The organism is Acetatifactor aquisgranensis, from assembly GCF_943193215.1.
GTDB classification, from domain to species: Bacteria; Bacillota; Clostridia; order Lachnospirales; family Lachnospiraceae; genus Acetatifactor; species Acetatifactor aquisgranensis.
The window spans coordinates 1-16,817 of record NZ_CALPDH010000046.1 but is presented as its reverse complement, the minus strand read 5'-3'; the positions used below and the strand labels follow the sequence as shown (position 1 = coordinate 16,817).

Below are 16,817 nucleotides of genomic sequence, written 5' to 3'. Positions count from 1 at the left end.
ATAAAGAAGCGGATACCTTTCGCTGTCTATAAATCCATATGTTTTCGTATATATTCAAAGGCATACATTGGTTAGGTAACAGAACCTTTTTACCGTTCTCCGTCTGGCCGGTCATACCTCAAATGCCCCTGCGACACTTTTGCATGATTCAGAATCCGGATGAAAGACCTGCCCTGATTCTCCAACGCTTTTTTATATCCGGCTTCTGTCAGAAACAGCCGCATCCGTTCACCTTTATCTCCTATGGGAGATTCCCTCGAAAGCACATCAAACACAATCATATGCGTCACTTCCGGGTCAAAGCGTTCCAGTTACAAGCAGGCCAGGGCTGATATGAAGGAGCTCCATAATGTCCGGGCGAATGTGGAGCATTTGCTGGACATTCCCACCGGGCGGGAACCGCAGAGGGAATCGCAAAAATCACGATAATAGGTTCTCTCCGCTTTTGTTTTTCAGCGTTCCAACGGAACGCGCAGCCATTGCCAACGGCAATGATCTCAGGGGTTTGGGGATATGTCACCAACAAGCATTTAGCAGAAATTCCGGGTACGGGATTTCTGCTAAATACGCAATCTTACGGAAGATTGCATTGCTTGCCAGTAGTTTTAAGAGTCTTTGGCAGAGAATTTGTTTACAGTTGCCGCATTGATAAACCTTTGATAACTGCCTATAATAGAGTTATTATTTTGAACTGCTATAACAAAGAAATGCAAAAAATTAATTTTTTTGTCCGCTGTAACATTTCGCGGACATTTGCCTGTTATACTATCTGCAAAAAGCAAAGGAAGTGAGGATATGAAACAGATTTTAATTGTCGAGGACGACAGTTTTTTGAATAAGATGTTGGCCTATAACCTGACCGCAGACGAGTACGGCTTGACTTCTGCCCTAAATGCCAGAACCGCAGCTGATGTCCTGCGCCAGCGGGAATTTGATTTAGTGCTGCTGGACATCAACCTGCCAGATGGGAATGGTTTTGAACTGTGCAAGCTGATAAAGCCCCAGCACCCGGACACCATTGTAATCTTCCTGACCGCCAACGATCAGGAGAGCGACCAGATACGGGGCTATGAAGTGGGCGCGGTGGATTACATCACAAAGCCCTTTGTGATCGGGGCCTTGCAGCGGAAAATCAAAGCCATGTTCGCCATGCTGGAACACCACAAACCGGCCAAGGACATTTACGACGACGGGCGGCTGTTTCTGGACTTCTCGGAGCAGGCGGCTTCCCTAAACGGCAAACCCCTGACCTTATCCCCGATGGAGTACAAAATGCTGAACCTGTTCCGTAAAAATCCCCGGCAAGTGCTGACCCGTGGGCAGCTTCTGGAAAAGCTGTGGGATATAGACGAGAAGTTTGTGGATGAACACACCTTGACAACCTCCATCAGCCGGATTCGCAGCAAGATTGAATCCGACGGCGGCACGCCCTACATCAAGACCGTTTACGGCATGGGCTATCAGTGGACGGGAGGCGAGGCGAAATGAAGTTTCAAAACCTCTCGGTAAAGCGGCTGTTTGGCCGGATAGCAATGGGACTTGTCCTCTCCATGTCCGGGATTACCATAGCCCTGTTTTTTGTGACAAAACAGGCAGCGGTGCTGCTGACTGGCGGGGCGCTGCTGCTGTGCGCCCTTGTGGGGATTTTTGTACTGACGCAGGCGTTTGGAAAACGGCTGTCGCAGTTTACCGCTGACCTGTGCCAGACTTTAGACCACATGATCGCCGGGAATGAAGCGCCAAAACGGCCAGAGGACAGCGAAACCCAGTTTGCCAGAATCGGACACCGGCTGGCAAGGCTTTACCAGATCATGCAGGAGAACCGCCGCCGGGTGGACGAGGAACGGCAGGAGTTACAGGCCCTTGTATCGGATATTTCCCATCAGGTGAAAACGCCGGTAAGCAACCTGAAAATGGCGACGGACACCCTGCTGGAAAAGCCTATGACCGAGGCGGAGCGTACTGACTTTATCCGGGGAATCCGCAGCCAGACGGATAAGCTGGACTTTCTCTTTCAGGCCCTTGTGAAAACCTCCCGGCTGGAAACGGGCGTGATCCAGTTGGATAAGAAACCTGGCCACCTTTTTGATACCGTAGCGCAGGCTATGAGTGGGATTGTATATGCAGCGGAGAAAAAAGAAATCGCCGTGTCCGTGGACTGCCCGGAGGATTTGGCCGTTTCCCATGACAGCAAGTGGACATCCGAAGCCCTCTTTAACCTGTTGGACAATGCGGTGAAGTACACCCCGACAGGCGGGAAAATCACAGTGTCGGTGGTACTGTGGGAAATGTATGTGGAGATCAAAGTGGCCGACACCGGCAAGGGCATTTCCGAAAGCAATCAGGCCGCCATTTTCCGGCGCTTCTATCGTGAGGAAGAAGTACACGAACAACAGGGCGTGGGCATTGGCCTGTATCTGGCCCGCAAGATCATAACGCGGCAGGGCGGCTATATCAGAGTAGTTTCGGAGCCGGGCAGGGGTTCGGAATTTTCCATTATGCTGCCGACAAAATAGAACGCGGCGGACGGCTATTTCCGGCTGCCCGCCGTAAATTTTTTTGAAATGTCCGAGCGTTGTAACATTTCACCGTGATTTTCGATGAAATTTTTTGGCCGCCGTAACATTTCGCGGACATTTGGGTTTTACAATAGCCTTATCAAATATGGTGATACAACTATGACATGGCCTTTTGAAAACGATACAAGCGCCATTGTAAAGAAATTAGCAAAACGCAATGTATCTTCAAATCGTATTTTTTGCTTTTTTAATGTCTTGACGATTGCGCTGGCAATTAGTTTGATTGTGGGAATCTCCCTATTCCAACAAGGCAGCAAAATTAGTGAACAAAAAATTTTGAATCAAATGCAGCAAGCTACCATCGGGGGGCTTACAGCAGAACAGATAGAAGTTCTGAAAAAAGAACCTGATCTTGAAGATATTGTACCCTATAAGCATAGTGATAGTTTTCTGATGGATGGGATCAAATTTGAAGCGGTTTATATGCCGGCTGGTTTTGGAATTATAAAATCCTATGAATTAGTCAGTGGAACCTGTCCAGAACAGTACAATGAAATTGTAATTGATAAAAATGTTCAGTTAGAGCTGGGGTATCAGCTAAATATAGGAGATACTATCACTTTACCAACGGCGGGGAGTAAAACAGAGGATTTCATCATTACTGGTTTTACTGATAATGTGGAAACAGGAGCATTTTACTTTTATGTCTCCCCAGCGTATGCAGAACAGGGTGTGTTATTATCTGATATTCCATATAGTGCCTTGATTCGTGTAAATGGCGCCACGGAAATGGGACTTATTGATTTTGAGAATACAGTATATCGTCTGGCTTTATCCCAAGACATAAGCAGGAACCAACTTTATTTTAATAGCAAATTCTGTTCCTCACTTATTAGTGGATCAGGAATGGGAGGTGTTCTTTTAGCTACTCTTTTTATTGCATTTTCAAGCGGAATTGTCATATACAGTGTGTTCTACCTTTCGGTATCAAATCAAGTGTCGCAGATTGGACAGCTCAAAACTATTGGCATGACAGAAAAACAGATTAAGCGGATGATTCGTAAAGAGGGGTATCGTTTCTGCCTGTTCGGAATACCTGCCGGTATTACAGTAGGTATCATATTTGCATATTTATTAGAGCCGAATGGGATAACGATTATCAATGCCATAGCCACAAGTATTTTTGCAATAATATTAGGTATTATCATCGTACAAATTTCCGTATACAAGCCCGCACAAATAGCTTCAAATAGTTCCCCTATTGAAACAACAAAATATGTTGGAAACGATCCAGAACTAAAAGAAAGTAGAGTGCGCAACAGGAAAAATCATATTCGCCTTTCACCGTATTCTTTAGCCGTATTGAGCGAAAAGCAGGATCGAAAAAAACACAATCTGACGATTGCCTCGCTTGCAATCGGCGGGATTTTATTTATGGTTGGAGCCACTTTTATATCATCATGGAATCCAGATTCCTTTGCGAGAATGGGGAATTTGGAAGATGGAGAATATTATATTACGATTAACCACAATACATTAGTCAACCCCAAACCGTATGGTATTTCGGAGTATCAAGTTGATACGCCTTTTTCACAGGAACTCATGGAAGAATTGCAACAAATCCCGGAAGTCAAAGAGATTTATACTACGGAGAGAACCGCAGCCATTATTGAGTATCACGATGAACAATTAGAAATTCCCATTATTCCGATTACGCCTGATAATCAGGAGGAAATTTTGAAAACGCTTCCTGTCCATTGGACATACGAAACATTGGTGAAACAAGACGCTATGGTTATATTAGGGACAAGCGTACAGAACGAAGTCTATCATACTTGCCCGTCAATAGGAGAAAAAGTGACATTACGATGGTTCGATGGAACTGAACACAGCATAGATGTTTTGATTGCCGGTACTTCCGAAAAAAGTATGAAGGAGGGGTTTTATCTTCCAAAAGAAACCATAGAAAAGTTGTGGGGAGATATGGATTTAACAGCTTCCTTAACTTTGTCCGTACCCGAATATGAAAAAGTGGGTAAATCAGTAGAAAGCAAGTTAAATGAAATACTGTCCCAACACCCTGATTTGGTAATGGAAACCTTACAAGAGGTAAAAGCATCTTCAGCAAATACGATTCATAATACCAGCGTACAAGTTTATGGGGTATCTGCCTTTGTCATTATGTTTAGCATTTTTAATCTGACAAACACCTTGATTAGTCGTATCAGCACAAGGAGAAAAGCATTTGGAATATTGGAGTCTATCGGCATGACAAAAAAGCAGATAAAGAAAATGTTGCTACATGAAAGCGTCTTACTGATTATTCCATGCTTGATTATTACGGTTGTGGCAGGAACCTTGATGGGCTATTTGTTAGTACGGATATTGTCTGCGAATGGATTAACTTATTTTCAATATACTTTTCCCTTTATTCCATTACTGATTTACGGTGTCTGCTTAAAAATAACATCTATTATAATTTCTGCTATCTGTCTAAAAATTCAGTGCAGAAATTCATTGGTAGAACGGATCAAAATGGCAGACTGATTTTGAAATGTCCGAGCGTTGTAACATTTCACCCCGGTTTTCAATAAAGTTTTTTGGCCGCTGTAACATTTCGCGGACATTTGGGTTTTACAATACCCTTATCAAATATGGAGGTGATACAACTATGACATGGCCTTTTGAAAACAATACAAGCGCCATTACAAAAAAGTTGGCAAAACGAAACTTAAAAGCAGATAAAAGCAGAAACATCCTCATTATCATTACGATTGCCTTAGCTGCCTGTTTGATAATGACAACGACCTTGTATTTTTTTGCTTCGCAGCGAAAATCATTAAATGATGCGGCTGGGCGTTATCAAGCAATCATCAATGAAGTCGATAATGATACCATTACGAAATTAGTAAACGACGATAGGGTTCAAGTGGGTGTAAGTCATTTGTTGGGTCTAGTATCTTATGGGGACTACAAATTAACCGTTCGTTCAATGGACGAAACGCTGATGAAATTAGCAAAATATCCTGATTTAGAGGGAGAATTGCCCAAATCCACAAATGAAATTGCTATCACAAAGGCGTTTCTTGATAGAACTGGATTGTCCAAATCCATAGGCGATACTATATCGTTAAATCTGGGAGATGGAGAAAAAGATTATACCTTATGTGGTATTTTGCCTGTCGAAAATTCAAATTATTCCGTATTCGTGTCGCAGTCCTATATTGAAAACAAGCTCAGCGAACCGGCATACTCCGCTTATATCCGTTTGAATGAATCTGATGGTTGGTCTAAGGCCGCTATACAAGCTGAATTATCAACATTGTGCAGAGAATTGGAAATACAGCCGGAGCAAATGCAGTTTTCAACATATTATTTTTCTCTCATTGAACAGAGAAGCAGTCAATATATCGCTGTAATAGCATTTATCAGTATTATTATCGCTTTGTCTTGTACCCTTGTTATTTACAGTCTGTTCTATGTGTCCATAGCCAGAAAAACAAAAGAATATGGGAAACTGCGGACAATAGGGGCAACTGGAAAACAGATGAAAAAAATCGTTTTTAGAGAGGGATTCCATCTTTCCGGAATTGGTATTCCGATTGGAATATTAGCCGGTGCAATAGCGGGGTATGTCCTTGTCCCACAAGGCTGGAACACTTTAATGGTATTTGTAATTGCCGCTGTCACAGCTCTGTTTGTGTATCTATGCGTTATGATTGCTGTAATTAAGCCAGCCCAAATTGCTGCTCATGTTACGCCTGTTGAAGCAGTCTGTTATATGGCGGGCAATAATGATGTAATGTCCAACAGTACAAAAGTGTTGCATCATTCTCTATCCGCGAAAAATTTAGCTTTCCTTAATTTTGCAAGGAACAGAAAGAAAACCGCTTTAACGATCCTGTCGTTAGGGGTATGTGGAATTTTGCTGATGGCAAGCTCTGCATATTTTAATTCCATTGATCCTTTAGCGATGGCGCGCAGGAGTTTTCCTTACGGAGAAATTCGCCTTGAATTAGGCGATTACGGGCCGCAGGCACATAACAGCGAACAATATTCAGAACTCCAAAAATCAAATCTGCTCACAGAAGATTTTAGAGAATCCATTTTGGACATAGATGGTGTGGAAGAAATAAAAGAATACCAGGGCACCGTTTTGAATGTCCGTATGCCAACAGGAGATATTGAACCGGTTGTTTCAGACGCATATATGCCAAGCTCTCAAAAATTGCTTGAAGAATATTTGATTGATGGTACAGCAGATTTGCAGGAACTACTCAATAATAATGGCATTATTATTGAAAATGGCCCACAGTGGAAAGAAACTTTTGGGTGGGATGCAGCGATTGGGGACGAACTTCTGATTGAAGTTGGCGGACAAACATTGGAAGTAAAAGTAATGGGAATTGTGGACGCTGATATCCCGTATGGCGGATATGATACGCTATTTATTCCTTTAGAAATGCTGTCAAAGATCGTTCCTGTTGAAAACCTCAATTATCAATTTATTGTAGATACAGATGACAGTAAATGGGCAGCTGCAAAAGATGAAATCCAAAAGATAATTCCACCGACTTCCAGCCTCTATGTCAGTACCTTGAATGATTGGGCAGAGGCATACAACGAAAAACTATTGAATTATCGTATGCCAGTTTACATTTTTGTTATGTTTATCGGGGTTTTTGGCATTATCAATCTGCTAAACACACTGATAACAAACATCTTGACACGGAAGCGGGAACTGGGTGTTCTGCAAGCGGTTGGTTTAAGCAGTAAGCAGCTTTCAAAAATGTTATTGATAGAGGGCTTGTTCTATACATTAGGGGTGCTGCTTCTTTCCATATCATGCGGAACTCTTATCGGATATCTTCTCTGCACCGTCTTTAGTGCAATGAGTATTTTGGGAAAAGTAAGCTATCATTTTCCGACAGTTGAAATGTTCAGTTATTTTATACTGATGCTTGCTGTCCAAATGCTTTTCTCGTATCTGGCAATCCGGCAGATAAAAAAACAATCTCTGGTAGATCAAATACGGGAATTATCATAGAAATTTTTGAAATGTTCGAGCGTTGTAACATTTCACCCCGATTTTCAATGAATTTTTTGGGCCGCTGTAACATTTCGCGGACATTTGGGTTTTACAATACCCTTATCAACAGGCAGAAAGCCTTGAAAGGAGTTTTGAATATGAGCATTTTACAGACGATTGACCTGAAAAAGCATTATGGCGCAGAGCCGAACATTACCCGCGCCCTTGACGGTGTGAACTTCTCCGTAAATGAAGGTGAATTTGTGGCCGTTGTGGGAACCTCCGGCAGCGGCAAATCCACCCTGCTTCACATGATGGGCGGGCTGGACACCCCTACTTCCGGCAATGTGATTGTCCGGGACAAAGAGCTGTCGAAAATGAACGACGAACAGCTCACCATCTTCCGCCGCCGTAACATCGGTTTTATCTTCCAGAACTATAACCTTGTTCCCATCCTGAATGTGTATGAGAACATAGTCCTGCCGGTGGAGCTGGACGGGGACACGGTGGATCAGAAGTTTTTGGACGAGATCGTTCACCTGCTGGGACTGGAAGATAAACTGAAAAATATGCCGAACAATCTTTCCGGCGGACAGCAGCAGCGTGTGGCTATCGCCCGCGCCCTGATTACCAAACCGGCTATCGTGCTGGCCGACGAGCCGACCGGCAACCTTGACAGCAAGACCAGCGCCGAAGTGCTGGGGCTTATCAAGCGCACCAGTGCGGATTTCCGGCAAACTGTTGTGATGATTACCCACAATAACGACATAGCCCATCTTGCAGATCGGATTATCCGCATTGAGGACGGAAAGATTGTGGAATAAAGAGGTGACAGGCTATGACATGGCCTTTTGAAAATGATACCAGCGCCATTACAAAGAAGCTGGCAAAGAAAAGTTTACAAAGCGAGAAGCGCCGGAATCTGATGGTGGTGATCGCCGTTGCGCTGGCGGCGTTTCTGATCTGCTTTACGGGAATCGTGTCCACTTCCCTGACACAAATGCAGCGCAATCAGGTTCTCGATACTTATGAGGCGGTCTGGCTGGGCGTGGAGGAAAACGACATTGAAACCCTGAAAGGAGTGCCGGAGTTTGAGCGCGTAGGCGGCTACTATATGCTGGGTGAGGAACTTTCAGAACAGGGCTATCATGCCTCTTATGTATATAATGACGCAGAAATGATGGAGATTGGGCGCGACCAAATGAAGCTATTGGAGGGGAATCTGCCCCAAAAGGCAAATGAAGTTGTCGTAAGCGAATACTTTCTTTCCACCTATGGACACAATGCCAAGATCGGGGACACTGTGACCTTAGATACAGAGAGTTTTCATGGCGATTATGTCGTTACCGGCATTATGGACAGCGTAAATGAAAAAGAAGCGAATACCTGCGCTATCATTCTTTCCAACGCTGCCCTGACAGAATGGAAAGGGTTTGATCCGGCTGGGTATCGCGCCTATGTCCATTTCAAAAACAGCGTTCAGTTGGACGAAGAACTGATGACCTCTTATTGCAGGGAGATTGCGGAGGAATATCAGCTTTCTATGCCCAAAATGAACAGCAAATATTTTGCTTATGCTTCTAAATCCTTTGATTTTTTACCGATTGTTGGTGTGATTGCTATTGTTCTGATCGGCGGCTATATTGTGATCCAGAGTATCTTCCGTATCTCCATCAATGACAAAATCCAGAGCTACGGGCAGCTTCGGACGATTGGCGCGACGCCAAAGCAAATCAAGCGGATTGTAAAGCGGGAGGGACACAAACTCGGCAGTATCGGGATTCTGATTGGTACAGTGCTGGGCGTATGCGGCGGTTTTCTCCTGTTTTCCAAGGGATTTAATGCTGTTTCCTATGTGGCAACGGTTATTTTGACACTCATAAGCAGTTGGATCATGGTATCTGTTTCCATCCGTAAGCCGGTGAAAATAGCGGCAGGGATTTCCCCCATTGAAGCCGTCCGTTTTACCCCGGCGCAAAAAGACATCCGCAGCCGGAAAAAGAATATCAAGCTCAATCCTGTTTCAATGGGAATTGCGAATTTTAAGCGTGACCGCAAAAAGACCGTTGCTATTGTAGCCTCATTGAGTTTGGGTGGAATTATCCTGCTTGTGGTATCCTCCATTGTTTTGCTGCGCTCCCCAGAGGCGCTTGCAAGACAAGAGTTCCCGGATGGTGACTATAAGGTTTATCTGGATTCAAAGTTGTCAGAACAAGAAGTCATGGCAGCAGGAAATCCACTGAATGAGGAACTCAAACAGGAAATTTTGTCTATTGACGGTGTAACCGATGTGATTGCAAAAAGGCAAAGCCTTCATATAAATTATAACGTCAACGGAATTGAATATGGTGGTATGTGTGATATACTGACTGATCAAAATTATTCTAAGGTTGAAGCTTCATTGATAGAGGGCACTATGCCGACGGATACACACAGCATCCTAATTGATTCGGCAACAAGTAACCGTGAACATATAGGTGTCGGAGAAACAGCTGAACTTATCTCCGGGAAATCAACCATTCCGGTTACTATATCCGGGGTGTTTAACAATAATCTGGATAATGGACATGGAACACATCACTTTGACGGTGTATTGGAATTTGCACCGGAAGCATTGTTCCATGAACTGCACCCGGAAATCACCTCTTTCGATTATTCATGGAGCATTGTAAGTGATCCCCAAAAAGCGGATTATGTGAGGGATGAATTAAAAAATATTATATCCGCTCATACGGATATTGCATTAGATGATATTAACACTGTAATTGAGTATGAAAAAAATATAAATTCTTTTGTATTTGGCAGTATGGAGGTACTTTCATGGCTGGTATTCCTCTTTGGCGTTATCAACCTAATTAACACGACCCTCTCTAATCAAATGTCCAGAAAACAGGAAAACAGTGTTTTGCGTTCCATCGGACTGACCCAAAAGCAGCTATGTAAAATGAATATCTGCGAGGGGCTGTGCTATGCATTCTTTGCAACATTGGCGACGCTGATCGTTGGGCTTCCGGCTTCCATCTTTGCTTGCAGCAAATTTAGTGTAGGAGCTTTTGCCGGAAAAGTAGTTCCTTACAAATTCCCGGTTTTGGAAATGGGTCTGTTCATTCTGGTATTGTTCGGAATGGAGCTGATTTTGTCTGTATGGACAGTCCGCAGACAGAAAAAACAATCCCTGATTGAACAAATGCGGGCGATGGAATAGGAACAAATTGTGGAATAAGGAGGTGGCAGACTATGACATGGCCTTTTGAAAATGATACCAGTGGCATAGTAAAGCGCATATCAAACCGCAGTATATCAGCAAATCGAAAAAGAAATATCTTTATTGTTTTGACGATTGCACTTGCCAGCGCATTGCTGTCTGCTATTGTCCTCTATGGCTTTGGGGTTATGCAGGAAACGCAGAAACGCAACCAAAAAACAGCGCAGATTATGTATCATGCGATTTCTGAACAACAGGGACAGGAACTATACAAGCAGGAAGAAATTGCGTGGGTCGGGGAATTTTTTAACGCATTTTCTGAACAGGTAAACCATTCAACCGTGAATTTTACTTATGCAAATGCAGATATGCTGACATCCCAGAGTATGCCCTATTCGGGAGATTTACCAGCTTCGGAGGATGAAATTGTAGTACAGGAATCCTTTTTGGATAGTTTGGGCTATTCAAATGAATTGGGACAGACAATTCGAATCCCCTTTTCTGACGGCACTGCCCATGATTTCAAATTGACGGGAATCTTAAATGTGAAAACCGGCGATATTGGACGCTATACAGCCATTATATCGAAAGAATTAGTAAGACAGCAGTATGGCGACGAGGGCATGATTGATTTTTACATTGGGCTGAAAGGCGCTCAAAATATGAGCGAGGAAGAAGCCGCCAACTATGCAAATACTCTGGCACAGCAATTAGAAATTTCCGATGATAATGTGATTGTCCGTTCCACTTATTTCAACATAAAGGACGAAAATCGTGGAAGTGATATGCTGTTCTACTTCTTGATCGGTTTTATAACTTTCATTGGTTCCGGCATTGTGATCTATTCAATTTTTTATATTTCAGTAGCAGGCAGTATCCGTAACTATGGACAGCTTCGTACAATCGGAACAACAAAGCGACAGATCAAAAAGATGGTTTACCGCGAGGGAAAATTACTTGCGGCCATTGCTATCCCGATTGGGCTGGTTATTGGAAATGTGATTGGGTACTTTCTGGTTCCTGCCGGTTGGTACTGGCTGACTGCTTTATGTGTGACGGCCGGGGTTGGCCTTTTTGCATTTATTATTGTGATGATTGCTATTTATACTCCTGTAAAAAGAGCTGCGGCAGTATCTCCGCTGGAAGCATTACGATATTCCGATTATCAGGGGAAAATGAAAGAAAGTTCCGTGTTGCACCGTAAAATAACGCCTGCTTCACTTGCTAAAATGAATCTGTCCAGACAAAAGGCAAAGTCCACTTTAACAATACTTTCTCTTTCACTCGGCGGAGTATTGGTTGTATTGATTTCGACAATGTTAGTTTCCTATGATGGCGTTTCAGAGGCGCGAGGCAGGGCTTTTCCTGTCGGTGAATTTAACATCCAGCTCAACGCAAATCAATCGTGGGACACTGCCGGTATTTCTTTGTCTGGATTACAGCAAAAGAATTTTCTAAATGCCGATTTTGTAAATGCAGTAGAATCTATTGATGGCGTTACAGGAATCAAACGCTGGTATTACACGGACGCAGAATATCGTGTAAATGGCAATTCTGGAAAATGGATTCAGGGATTTTGCCGAGATGAGCAGCAGAATTTGGAGAAAGAGCGAATTGCGGGAACGATTGATTATGATGAACTGGTGGCAGGCAATGGAATTGTCTTGCTTCAAGAGCGTGCCGATCTCTATGATATTGAGGCTTCGTTGGGTGATACCGTCGAAGTGGACTATAAAACCGAATCCGGGCAAATTCGCACAAAGACCTATACAGTCATGGGCATTGTAAATGAATATTCTTACTCCGGCTTCTCAAAGTGCTTTGCGCTTCCAGAGCAGCTTATGAATGAAGCGACCGGGATAGATTGCACAGGTACGATTTCCGTAATTACCGATATGGAAAAATTTGATACGGTTGAAGCCGCATTAAATCAACGGATAGACGGAAACAGCGATTTGGTTATGGAAACCATAAACGAAAGTATCACTTATTATAGCGGACTTCAACAACTTTCTTTCGGGGTATTGTTGATCGTGGCTGTTATTGTTGTGTGCTTTTCTTTCATCAACCTTGTCAATACGACAATCACAAACTTTCTGTCCCGCAGGCAGGAAATTGGAATGTTACAGGCAATTGGTTTGAGTAAAAAGCAACTGATCAAAATGCTGTGTTATGAGGGATTGATTTATTCAGTTTTTGCTACGCTTGTAACAGTGGTTTTGGGAACTGGATTGGGCTTCCTATCCGTACAGATAGTTGTGAAAATGATGAATCCATACTTTTATTATTCATTTCCGTGGTTGATCGTATTGATATATTTAGCAATTCTGCTGATTGTGCAGTTTACCTTGATTTCTTACACAACTGGAAATCTGAAAAAGCAATCTCTTGTTGAGCAAATCAGGGAAATGGAATAAGCGTATAAAATTTGGAGGAATTATCTATGGCTGACGATAAAAGAAAATTAACAGAAAAAGAATTGAAACGTAAAAATGACTTTGAAAAAATAAGCTCTGAAATGCAACAAAAAGGATATAAAATTAAGAATATGACTATCAATATTCGACAAGCGAATTTTTTAGGACCTTTGAGTATGCTGCCATTTATAGCTTTAACATTTTTGTTTTACTATAATGTGAATGGTTTTGATTTAGGGGAGATTTCTTTGGGATTTGTTGTAGCTGCGTTTCTTTTTATTCCTCTAACTATTTTACATGAATTAATACATGGCATCACTTGGGGGTTTTTTGCGAAAAATCATTTTCATTCGATTGATTTTGGATTTATTTGGAGTAGTTTTTCTCCATACTGTACTTGCTCTGAACCGTTGGAAAAGTGGCAATATTTGCTGGGAACTGCTATGCCTACATTAGTTTTAGGCGGTGGAGCAGCAGTGGTTTCTGTAATGACAAATCAATTACTGCTATTTATTCTGGCAGAATACATGATTTTATCGGGTGGTGGAGATTTTCTAATTATACTGAAAAGTATGCTATACCGCACTGATAAGCAAGAAAGTGTGTATTGCGACCATCCTTACGAATGTGGTTTTGTTGTTTTTGAGAAATAGGAACGAATACTATAAATCGGGATTTACGTAGGTTAATGCTATGGGAAATATAGTTGGAGCGATTGTATTGGGTGTAATAGCAATTATATGTTTTGTATTTAGTTACTTGCAGTTTAATGAAAAAGGGTTCTTGTTTAACAATGCATATATTTATGCATCAAAGCAGGAGAGAAAAAACATGGATAAGAAACCACACTACAAACAATCGGGGATTGTCTTTCTTTTAATTGGAATTATATTTTTGATTAATACAATTAATATAATTTTACAAACGGTCTGGCTGGTTTATTTAGTAATAGGAGTTGTAATAGTTGCGATTGTATATGCGATTGTGTCATCGGTTATGATAGAGAAAAGAAAAAAGTAAAATTCCGGTTGTTGGGCAAAAGAAATTGATGGAGGCATAGTATGAAGATAACTGATAGAGATATAGATAACGGAAAACCTTTTGATTGGGGGAAAACCTCTTTAGATTATGTAAAGTTCCGTGATATTTATCCAAAAGAATTTTATCAAAAAATTGTTGACCGCAAATTATGTATAGACGGACAATCTATCCTTGATGTTGGAACAGGGACAGGGGTGCTTCCCAGAAATATGTACCAGTATGGGGCGAAGTGGAGGGCTACCGATATTTCAGGAAATCAAATTGAACAAGCCAAAATCCTTTCAAAAGATATGGATATAGATTATTACGTTGTGCCAACAGAAGATATAAGTTTTTCAGATAATTCTTTTGATGTAATCACAGCCTGTCAATGTTTTTGGTATTTTAACCATAAAATTGTTATGCCTAAGTTTTATCGTATGCTTAAAAAAGAGGGAAAGATTCTTGTTTTATATATGGCATGGCTTCCATTTGAGGATAAAATTGCGGGAGCAAGTGAAAAACTTGTGTTAAAATATAGTCCTAACTGGAGTGGTGCAGGAGAAACGATACATCAAATAGACATACCCGATTGCTATAAAGAAAACTTTGAACTTGTACATCACGAAGAATTTACTGTAAGAATACCATTCACCCATGAAAGCTGGAATGGAAGAATGAAAGCGTGTCGTGGAATTGGTGCTTCGCTTACCGAAAAAGAAATTTCTATGTGGGAACAAGAACATAGAACACTCCTTGAACATATTGCGCCTAATGAATTTGATATTTTACATTATGGTGCTATTGCCGAACTAAAAAAGCGTTAAATTGGACGTTTGGGAAAATCAGTGGAGCGGTTCATTAGCTGCTCCACTGATTTTTGCTATCCCTTGACAAAATATTTTGAAATGTCCGAGCTTTGTAACAATTCAGCCTGTTTTTCTGTCGAAATCAAAGGCACCTCGGACATTTGTAGTTTATGCTTGTAGTAAATCAATATTGGGGGTGAGGACATATGAAAAAAATACTGCTGATCGATGACAGCGACACCTATATATGGTGCCTGCAAAAATATTTACAACGGCGAGGCTACCCGGTAGAAACGGCTTCCACACTGAAAAAAGCTCGGACAGCCATCCAAGAGGAAATGCCTCTGGTAATCTGCTGTGATCTCGACCTGCCGGACGGTTCCGGCATGGACTTTCTGGACGAGGTGCGGGCCACAGACAAGGAGCTGCCTTTTATTCTGGTGTCCTGCCATGATAAAGAGGACTACGAACAGGAGGCCAAGCAACGGGGCGCGACGCTGTGTATGGACAAAATGAAAGGGATGCTGCTACAGGATATGCTGGTGGAATACGCCTACCGGCAGCTATCCGGTGAAAAGGCCCCGACTTTTCATACGCTGCTCTTTGTTCATGCGGAAGATACCAGCGCCGGAGTGCTGCGGGCTGCTATGTTGCAAAAGGGCTTTGACCTGATTCTGATTCCCTCGATTGGGGAAGCCAAGCGCCGGATTTTTGAGGATAAGGAAATAGAACTGATTTTGTGTGATGTGGAACTGCCGGACGGTACAGCAATGGAATTGTTTCATGCGCTGCGGCGGGTGGCGGGAATGTTCCAAATGAAGAATCCCCCTGTCCGGCTTCTGCCGTTCTTTATCCTCACCGAGAACAACGACCTTACCACGAAATATGAATACCGGTATGAAGGTATCAATGACTATTTCGTGTCCCCGGTCAATATTCCGGAGCTGATACGGAGAATTATGTATTTTGTTGAAGATTCAAAATAATGGTAAAAATCTTGAAATAAAGTTGATTTGAAGGAGGTGGTGACATGGGAAATTAGCCGTATTGGATATATCTGAATCCGGCAGACAAATTGGAGAAAAATTGTTTGCTTTGCTTGATACAGAGCAGCAGAAAGATTTATTGCAGTATATTCTTAATAGAGAAAATCTGAGTGATTTTCCCGATATTTTCCTATGTACTGTTTCTAAATGTCACGGTTTCCAGAATGGTTCAGTTCAACCATTATTGGAAATCCGGGAAGGTGATCTGTATTTTTGCCTGGAAGAAAGAACGGTGTGTGTCGGCAGTCAGGAGATAGAATTAACAGCTAAAGAATTCGATGCACTCCACTTACTGATTGTCAACAAGAAACGGGTATTGACCTTTTATGAAAAAATGTAGCGTTCACACGCCCTGCCACCGTCAGATAGCCCTGTTTCTGCATTTCTGCGTTCAGTTCCCTTACAATCTGATAGGCTTTTGACTTTGACACACGCAGTTCCGCTGCCACTTCCTCCACCGTCATAAATGATTTTTCTGTCATTCAGATATTCCCTCCTTTCAACGTTTAACTGTTTTTGTTTAAGTGTTGCATATAGAATACTAAATAAATTCCGTTAAGCCAAGTGGTTTTCAAGAAAATCTTAACTTTTTTTATTTAAGTTATTCTTGCTATTCCTATTGCACCATGTTATACTAACTTCAACAGATTTGTTTAAGTACAGTCATGCAAGGCTGTACCACTTTCACTACAACGGTAAGTAGGTAATCATCCGTACCTTGACTTTCAAAAATAGCCACCTGTTTATCAGGTGGCTTAAGTCATCTCTTATT

Annotated in this window: 14 protein-coding genes; 12 read left to right on the top strand and 2 right to left on the bottom strand. The window is 42.1% G+C overall.

Features of this window, described 5'->3' with window-relative positions; all coding sequences use genetic code 11:
* Positions 1-89 precede the first annotated feature (89 nt).
* A complete protein-coding gene (locus tag NFS35_RS25815; protein ID WP_330640473.1) occupies positions 90-281 on the bottom strand; it encodes a DUF5720 family protein in 192 nt (63 codons plus the stop codon).
* Between the two features lie 514 nt (positions 282-795).
* On the opposite strand from NFS35_RS25815, the gene NFS35_RS25810 reads away from it, so the two are divergent.
* The 12 genes from NFS35_RS25810 (at position 796) to NFS35_RS25755 (ending at position 16,385) form a co-directional block, all read left to right on the top strand.
* The gene (locus NFS35_RS25810) at positions 796-1,488 is read left to right on the top strand and encodes a response regulator transcription factor (protein ID WP_251209884.1); all 693 of its coding nucleotides are present in this window, start codon (positions 796-798) and stop codon (positions 1,486-1,488) included.
* Positions 1,485-2,516 carry a sensor histidine kinase gene (locus NFS35_RS25805; RefSeq protein ID WP_251209883.1) on the top strand — a complete coding sequence of 344 codons (1,032 nt, stop codon included), beginning with the start codon at positions 1,485-1,487 and terminating at the stop codon, positions 2,514-2,516. The genes NFS35_RS25810 and NFS35_RS25805 overlap by 4 nt, the downstream gene beginning before the upstream one ends.
* A gap of 162 nt (positions 2,517-2,678) precedes the next feature.
* Positions 2,679-5,066, top strand: a complete 2,388-nt coding sequence (locus tag NFS35_RS25800; protein WP_251209882.1) for an ABC transporter permease — start codon at positions 2,679-2,681, stop codon at positions 5,064-5,066.
* A 124-nt stretch (positions 5,067-5,190) separates the two neighbouring features.
* The gene (locus tag NFS35_RS25795; protein ID WP_251209881.1) at positions 5,191-7,566 is read left to right on the top strand and encodes an ABC transporter permease; all 2,376 of its coding nucleotides are present in this window, start codon (positions 5,191-5,193) and stop codon (positions 7,564-7,566) included.
* Between the two features lie 140 nt (positions 7,567-7,706).
* Positions 7,707-8,372 (top strand): ABC transporter ATP-binding protein, encoded by a 666-nt coding sequence (locus NFS35_RS25790; RefSeq protein ID WP_251209880.1) that lies wholly within the window; start codon positions 7,707-7,709, stop codon positions 8,370-8,372.
* A 14-nt stretch (positions 8,373-8,386) separates the two neighbouring features.
* Positions 8,387-10,753: an ABC transporter permease gene (locus tag NFS35_RS25785; RefSeq protein WP_251209879.1), complete on the top strand. Its 2,367-nt coding sequence runs from the start codon at positions 8,387-8,389 to the stop codon at positions 10,751-10,753.
* A 32-nt stretch (positions 10,754-10,785) separates the two neighbouring features.
* On the top strand, positions 10,786-13,170 hold the full coding sequence (locus NFS35_RS25780) for an ABC transporter permease (protein WP_251209878.1): 2,385 nt from the start codon (positions 10,786-10,788) through the stop codon (positions 13,168-13,170).
* Between the two features lie 26 nt (positions 13,171-13,196).
* On the top strand, positions 13,197-13,823 hold the full coding sequence (locus tag NFS35_RS25775; protein WP_251209877.1) for a DUF3267 domain-containing protein: 627 nt from the start codon (positions 13,197-13,199) through the stop codon (positions 13,821-13,823).
* Between the two features lie 40 nt (positions 13,824-13,863).
* Positions 13,864-14,190, top strand: coding sequence for a DUF3784 domain-containing protein (locus tag NFS35_RS25770; protein WP_120390485.1), 327 nt, complete (start codon positions 13,864-13,866; stop codon positions 14,188-14,190).
* A gap of 41 nt (positions 14,191-14,231) precedes the next feature.
* Positions 14,232-15,017 (top strand): class I SAM-dependent methyltransferase, encoded by a 786-nt coding sequence (locus NFS35_RS25765; RefSeq protein ID WP_251209876.1) that lies wholly within the window; start codon positions 14,232-14,234, stop codon positions 15,015-15,017.
* 188 nt (positions 15,018-15,205) lie between these two features.
* Positions 15,206-15,985 carry a response regulator gene (locus NFS35_RS25760; RefSeq protein WP_251209875.1) on the top strand — a complete coding sequence of 260 codons (780 nt, stop codon included), beginning with the start codon at positions 15,206-15,208 and terminating at the stop codon, positions 15,983-15,985.
* Between the two features lie 61 nt (positions 15,986-16,046).
* A complete protein-coding gene (locus tag NFS35_RS25755; RefSeq protein ID WP_251209874.1) occupies positions 16,047-16,385 on the top strand; it encodes a response regulator transcription factor in 339 nt (112 codons plus the stop codon).
* On the opposite strand, the gene NFS35_RS25750 is transcribed toward NFS35_RS25755, so the two are convergent.
* On the bottom strand, positions 16,345-16,527 hold the full coding sequence (locus NFS35_RS25750; RefSeq protein WP_251209873.1) for a helix-turn-helix domain-containing protein: 183 nt from the start codon (positions 16,525-16,527) through the stop codon (positions 16,345-16,347). The genes NFS35_RS25755 and NFS35_RS25750 overlap by 41 nt on opposite strands.
* Positions 16,528-16,817: the final 290 nt, after the last annotated feature.

What these genes read in the sequence shown, in the direction of transcription:
- NFS35_RS25780 (WP_251209878.1), top strand. Translation starts at nt 10,786, where the DNA reads ATGACATGGCCTTTTGAAAATGATACCAGTGGCATAGTAAAGCGCATA.
- NFS35_RS25760 (WP_251209875.1), top strand. Translation starts at nt 15,206, where the DNA reads ATGAAAAAAATACTGCTGATCGATGACAGCGACACCTATATATGGTGC.
- NFS35_RS25785 (WP_251209879.1), top strand. Translation starts at nt 8,387, where the DNA reads ATGACATGGCCTTTTGAAAATGATACCAGCGCCATTACAAAGAAGCTG.
- NFS35_RS25795 (WP_251209881.1), top strand. Translation starts at nt 5,191, where the DNA reads ATGACATGGCCTTTTGAAAACAATACAAGCGCCATTACAAAAAAGTTG.
- NFS35_RS25790 (WP_251209880.1), top strand. Translation starts at nt 7,707, where the DNA reads ATGAGCATTTTACAGACGATTGACCTGAAAAAGCATTATGGCGCAGAG.
- NFS35_RS25775 (WP_251209877.1), top strand. Translation starts at nt 13,197, where the DNA reads ATGGCTGACGATAAAAGAAAATTAACAGAAAAAGAATTGAAACGTAAA.
- NFS35_RS25815 (WP_330640473.1), bottom strand. Translation starts at nt 281, where the DNA reads ATGATTGTGTTTGATGTGCTTTCGAGGGAATCTCCCATAGGAGATAAA.
- NFS35_RS25750 (WP_251209873.1), bottom strand. Translation starts at nt 16,527, where the DNA reads ATGACAGAAAAATCATTTATGACGGTGGAGGAAGTGGCAGCGGAACTG.
- NFS35_RS25810 (WP_251209884.1), top strand. Translation starts at nt 796, where the DNA reads ATGAAACAGATTTTAATTGTCGAGGACGACAGTTTTTTGAATAAGATG.
- NFS35_RS25805 (WP_251209883.1), top strand. Translation starts at nt 1,485, where the DNA reads ATGAAGTTTCAAAACCTCTCGGTAAAGCGGCTGTTTGGCCGGATAGCA.
- NFS35_RS25765 (WP_251209876.1), top strand. Translation starts at nt 14,232, where the DNA reads ATGAAGATAACTGATAGAGATATAGATAACGGAAAACCTTTTGATTGG.
- NFS35_RS25770 (WP_120390485.1), top strand. Translation starts at nt 13,864, where the DNA reads ATGGGAAATATAGTTGGAGCGATTGTATTGGGTGTAATAGCAATTATA.
- NFS35_RS25800 (WP_251209882.1), top strand. Translation starts at nt 2,679, where the DNA reads ATGACATGGCCTTTTGAAAACGATACAAGCGCCATTGTAAAGAAATTA.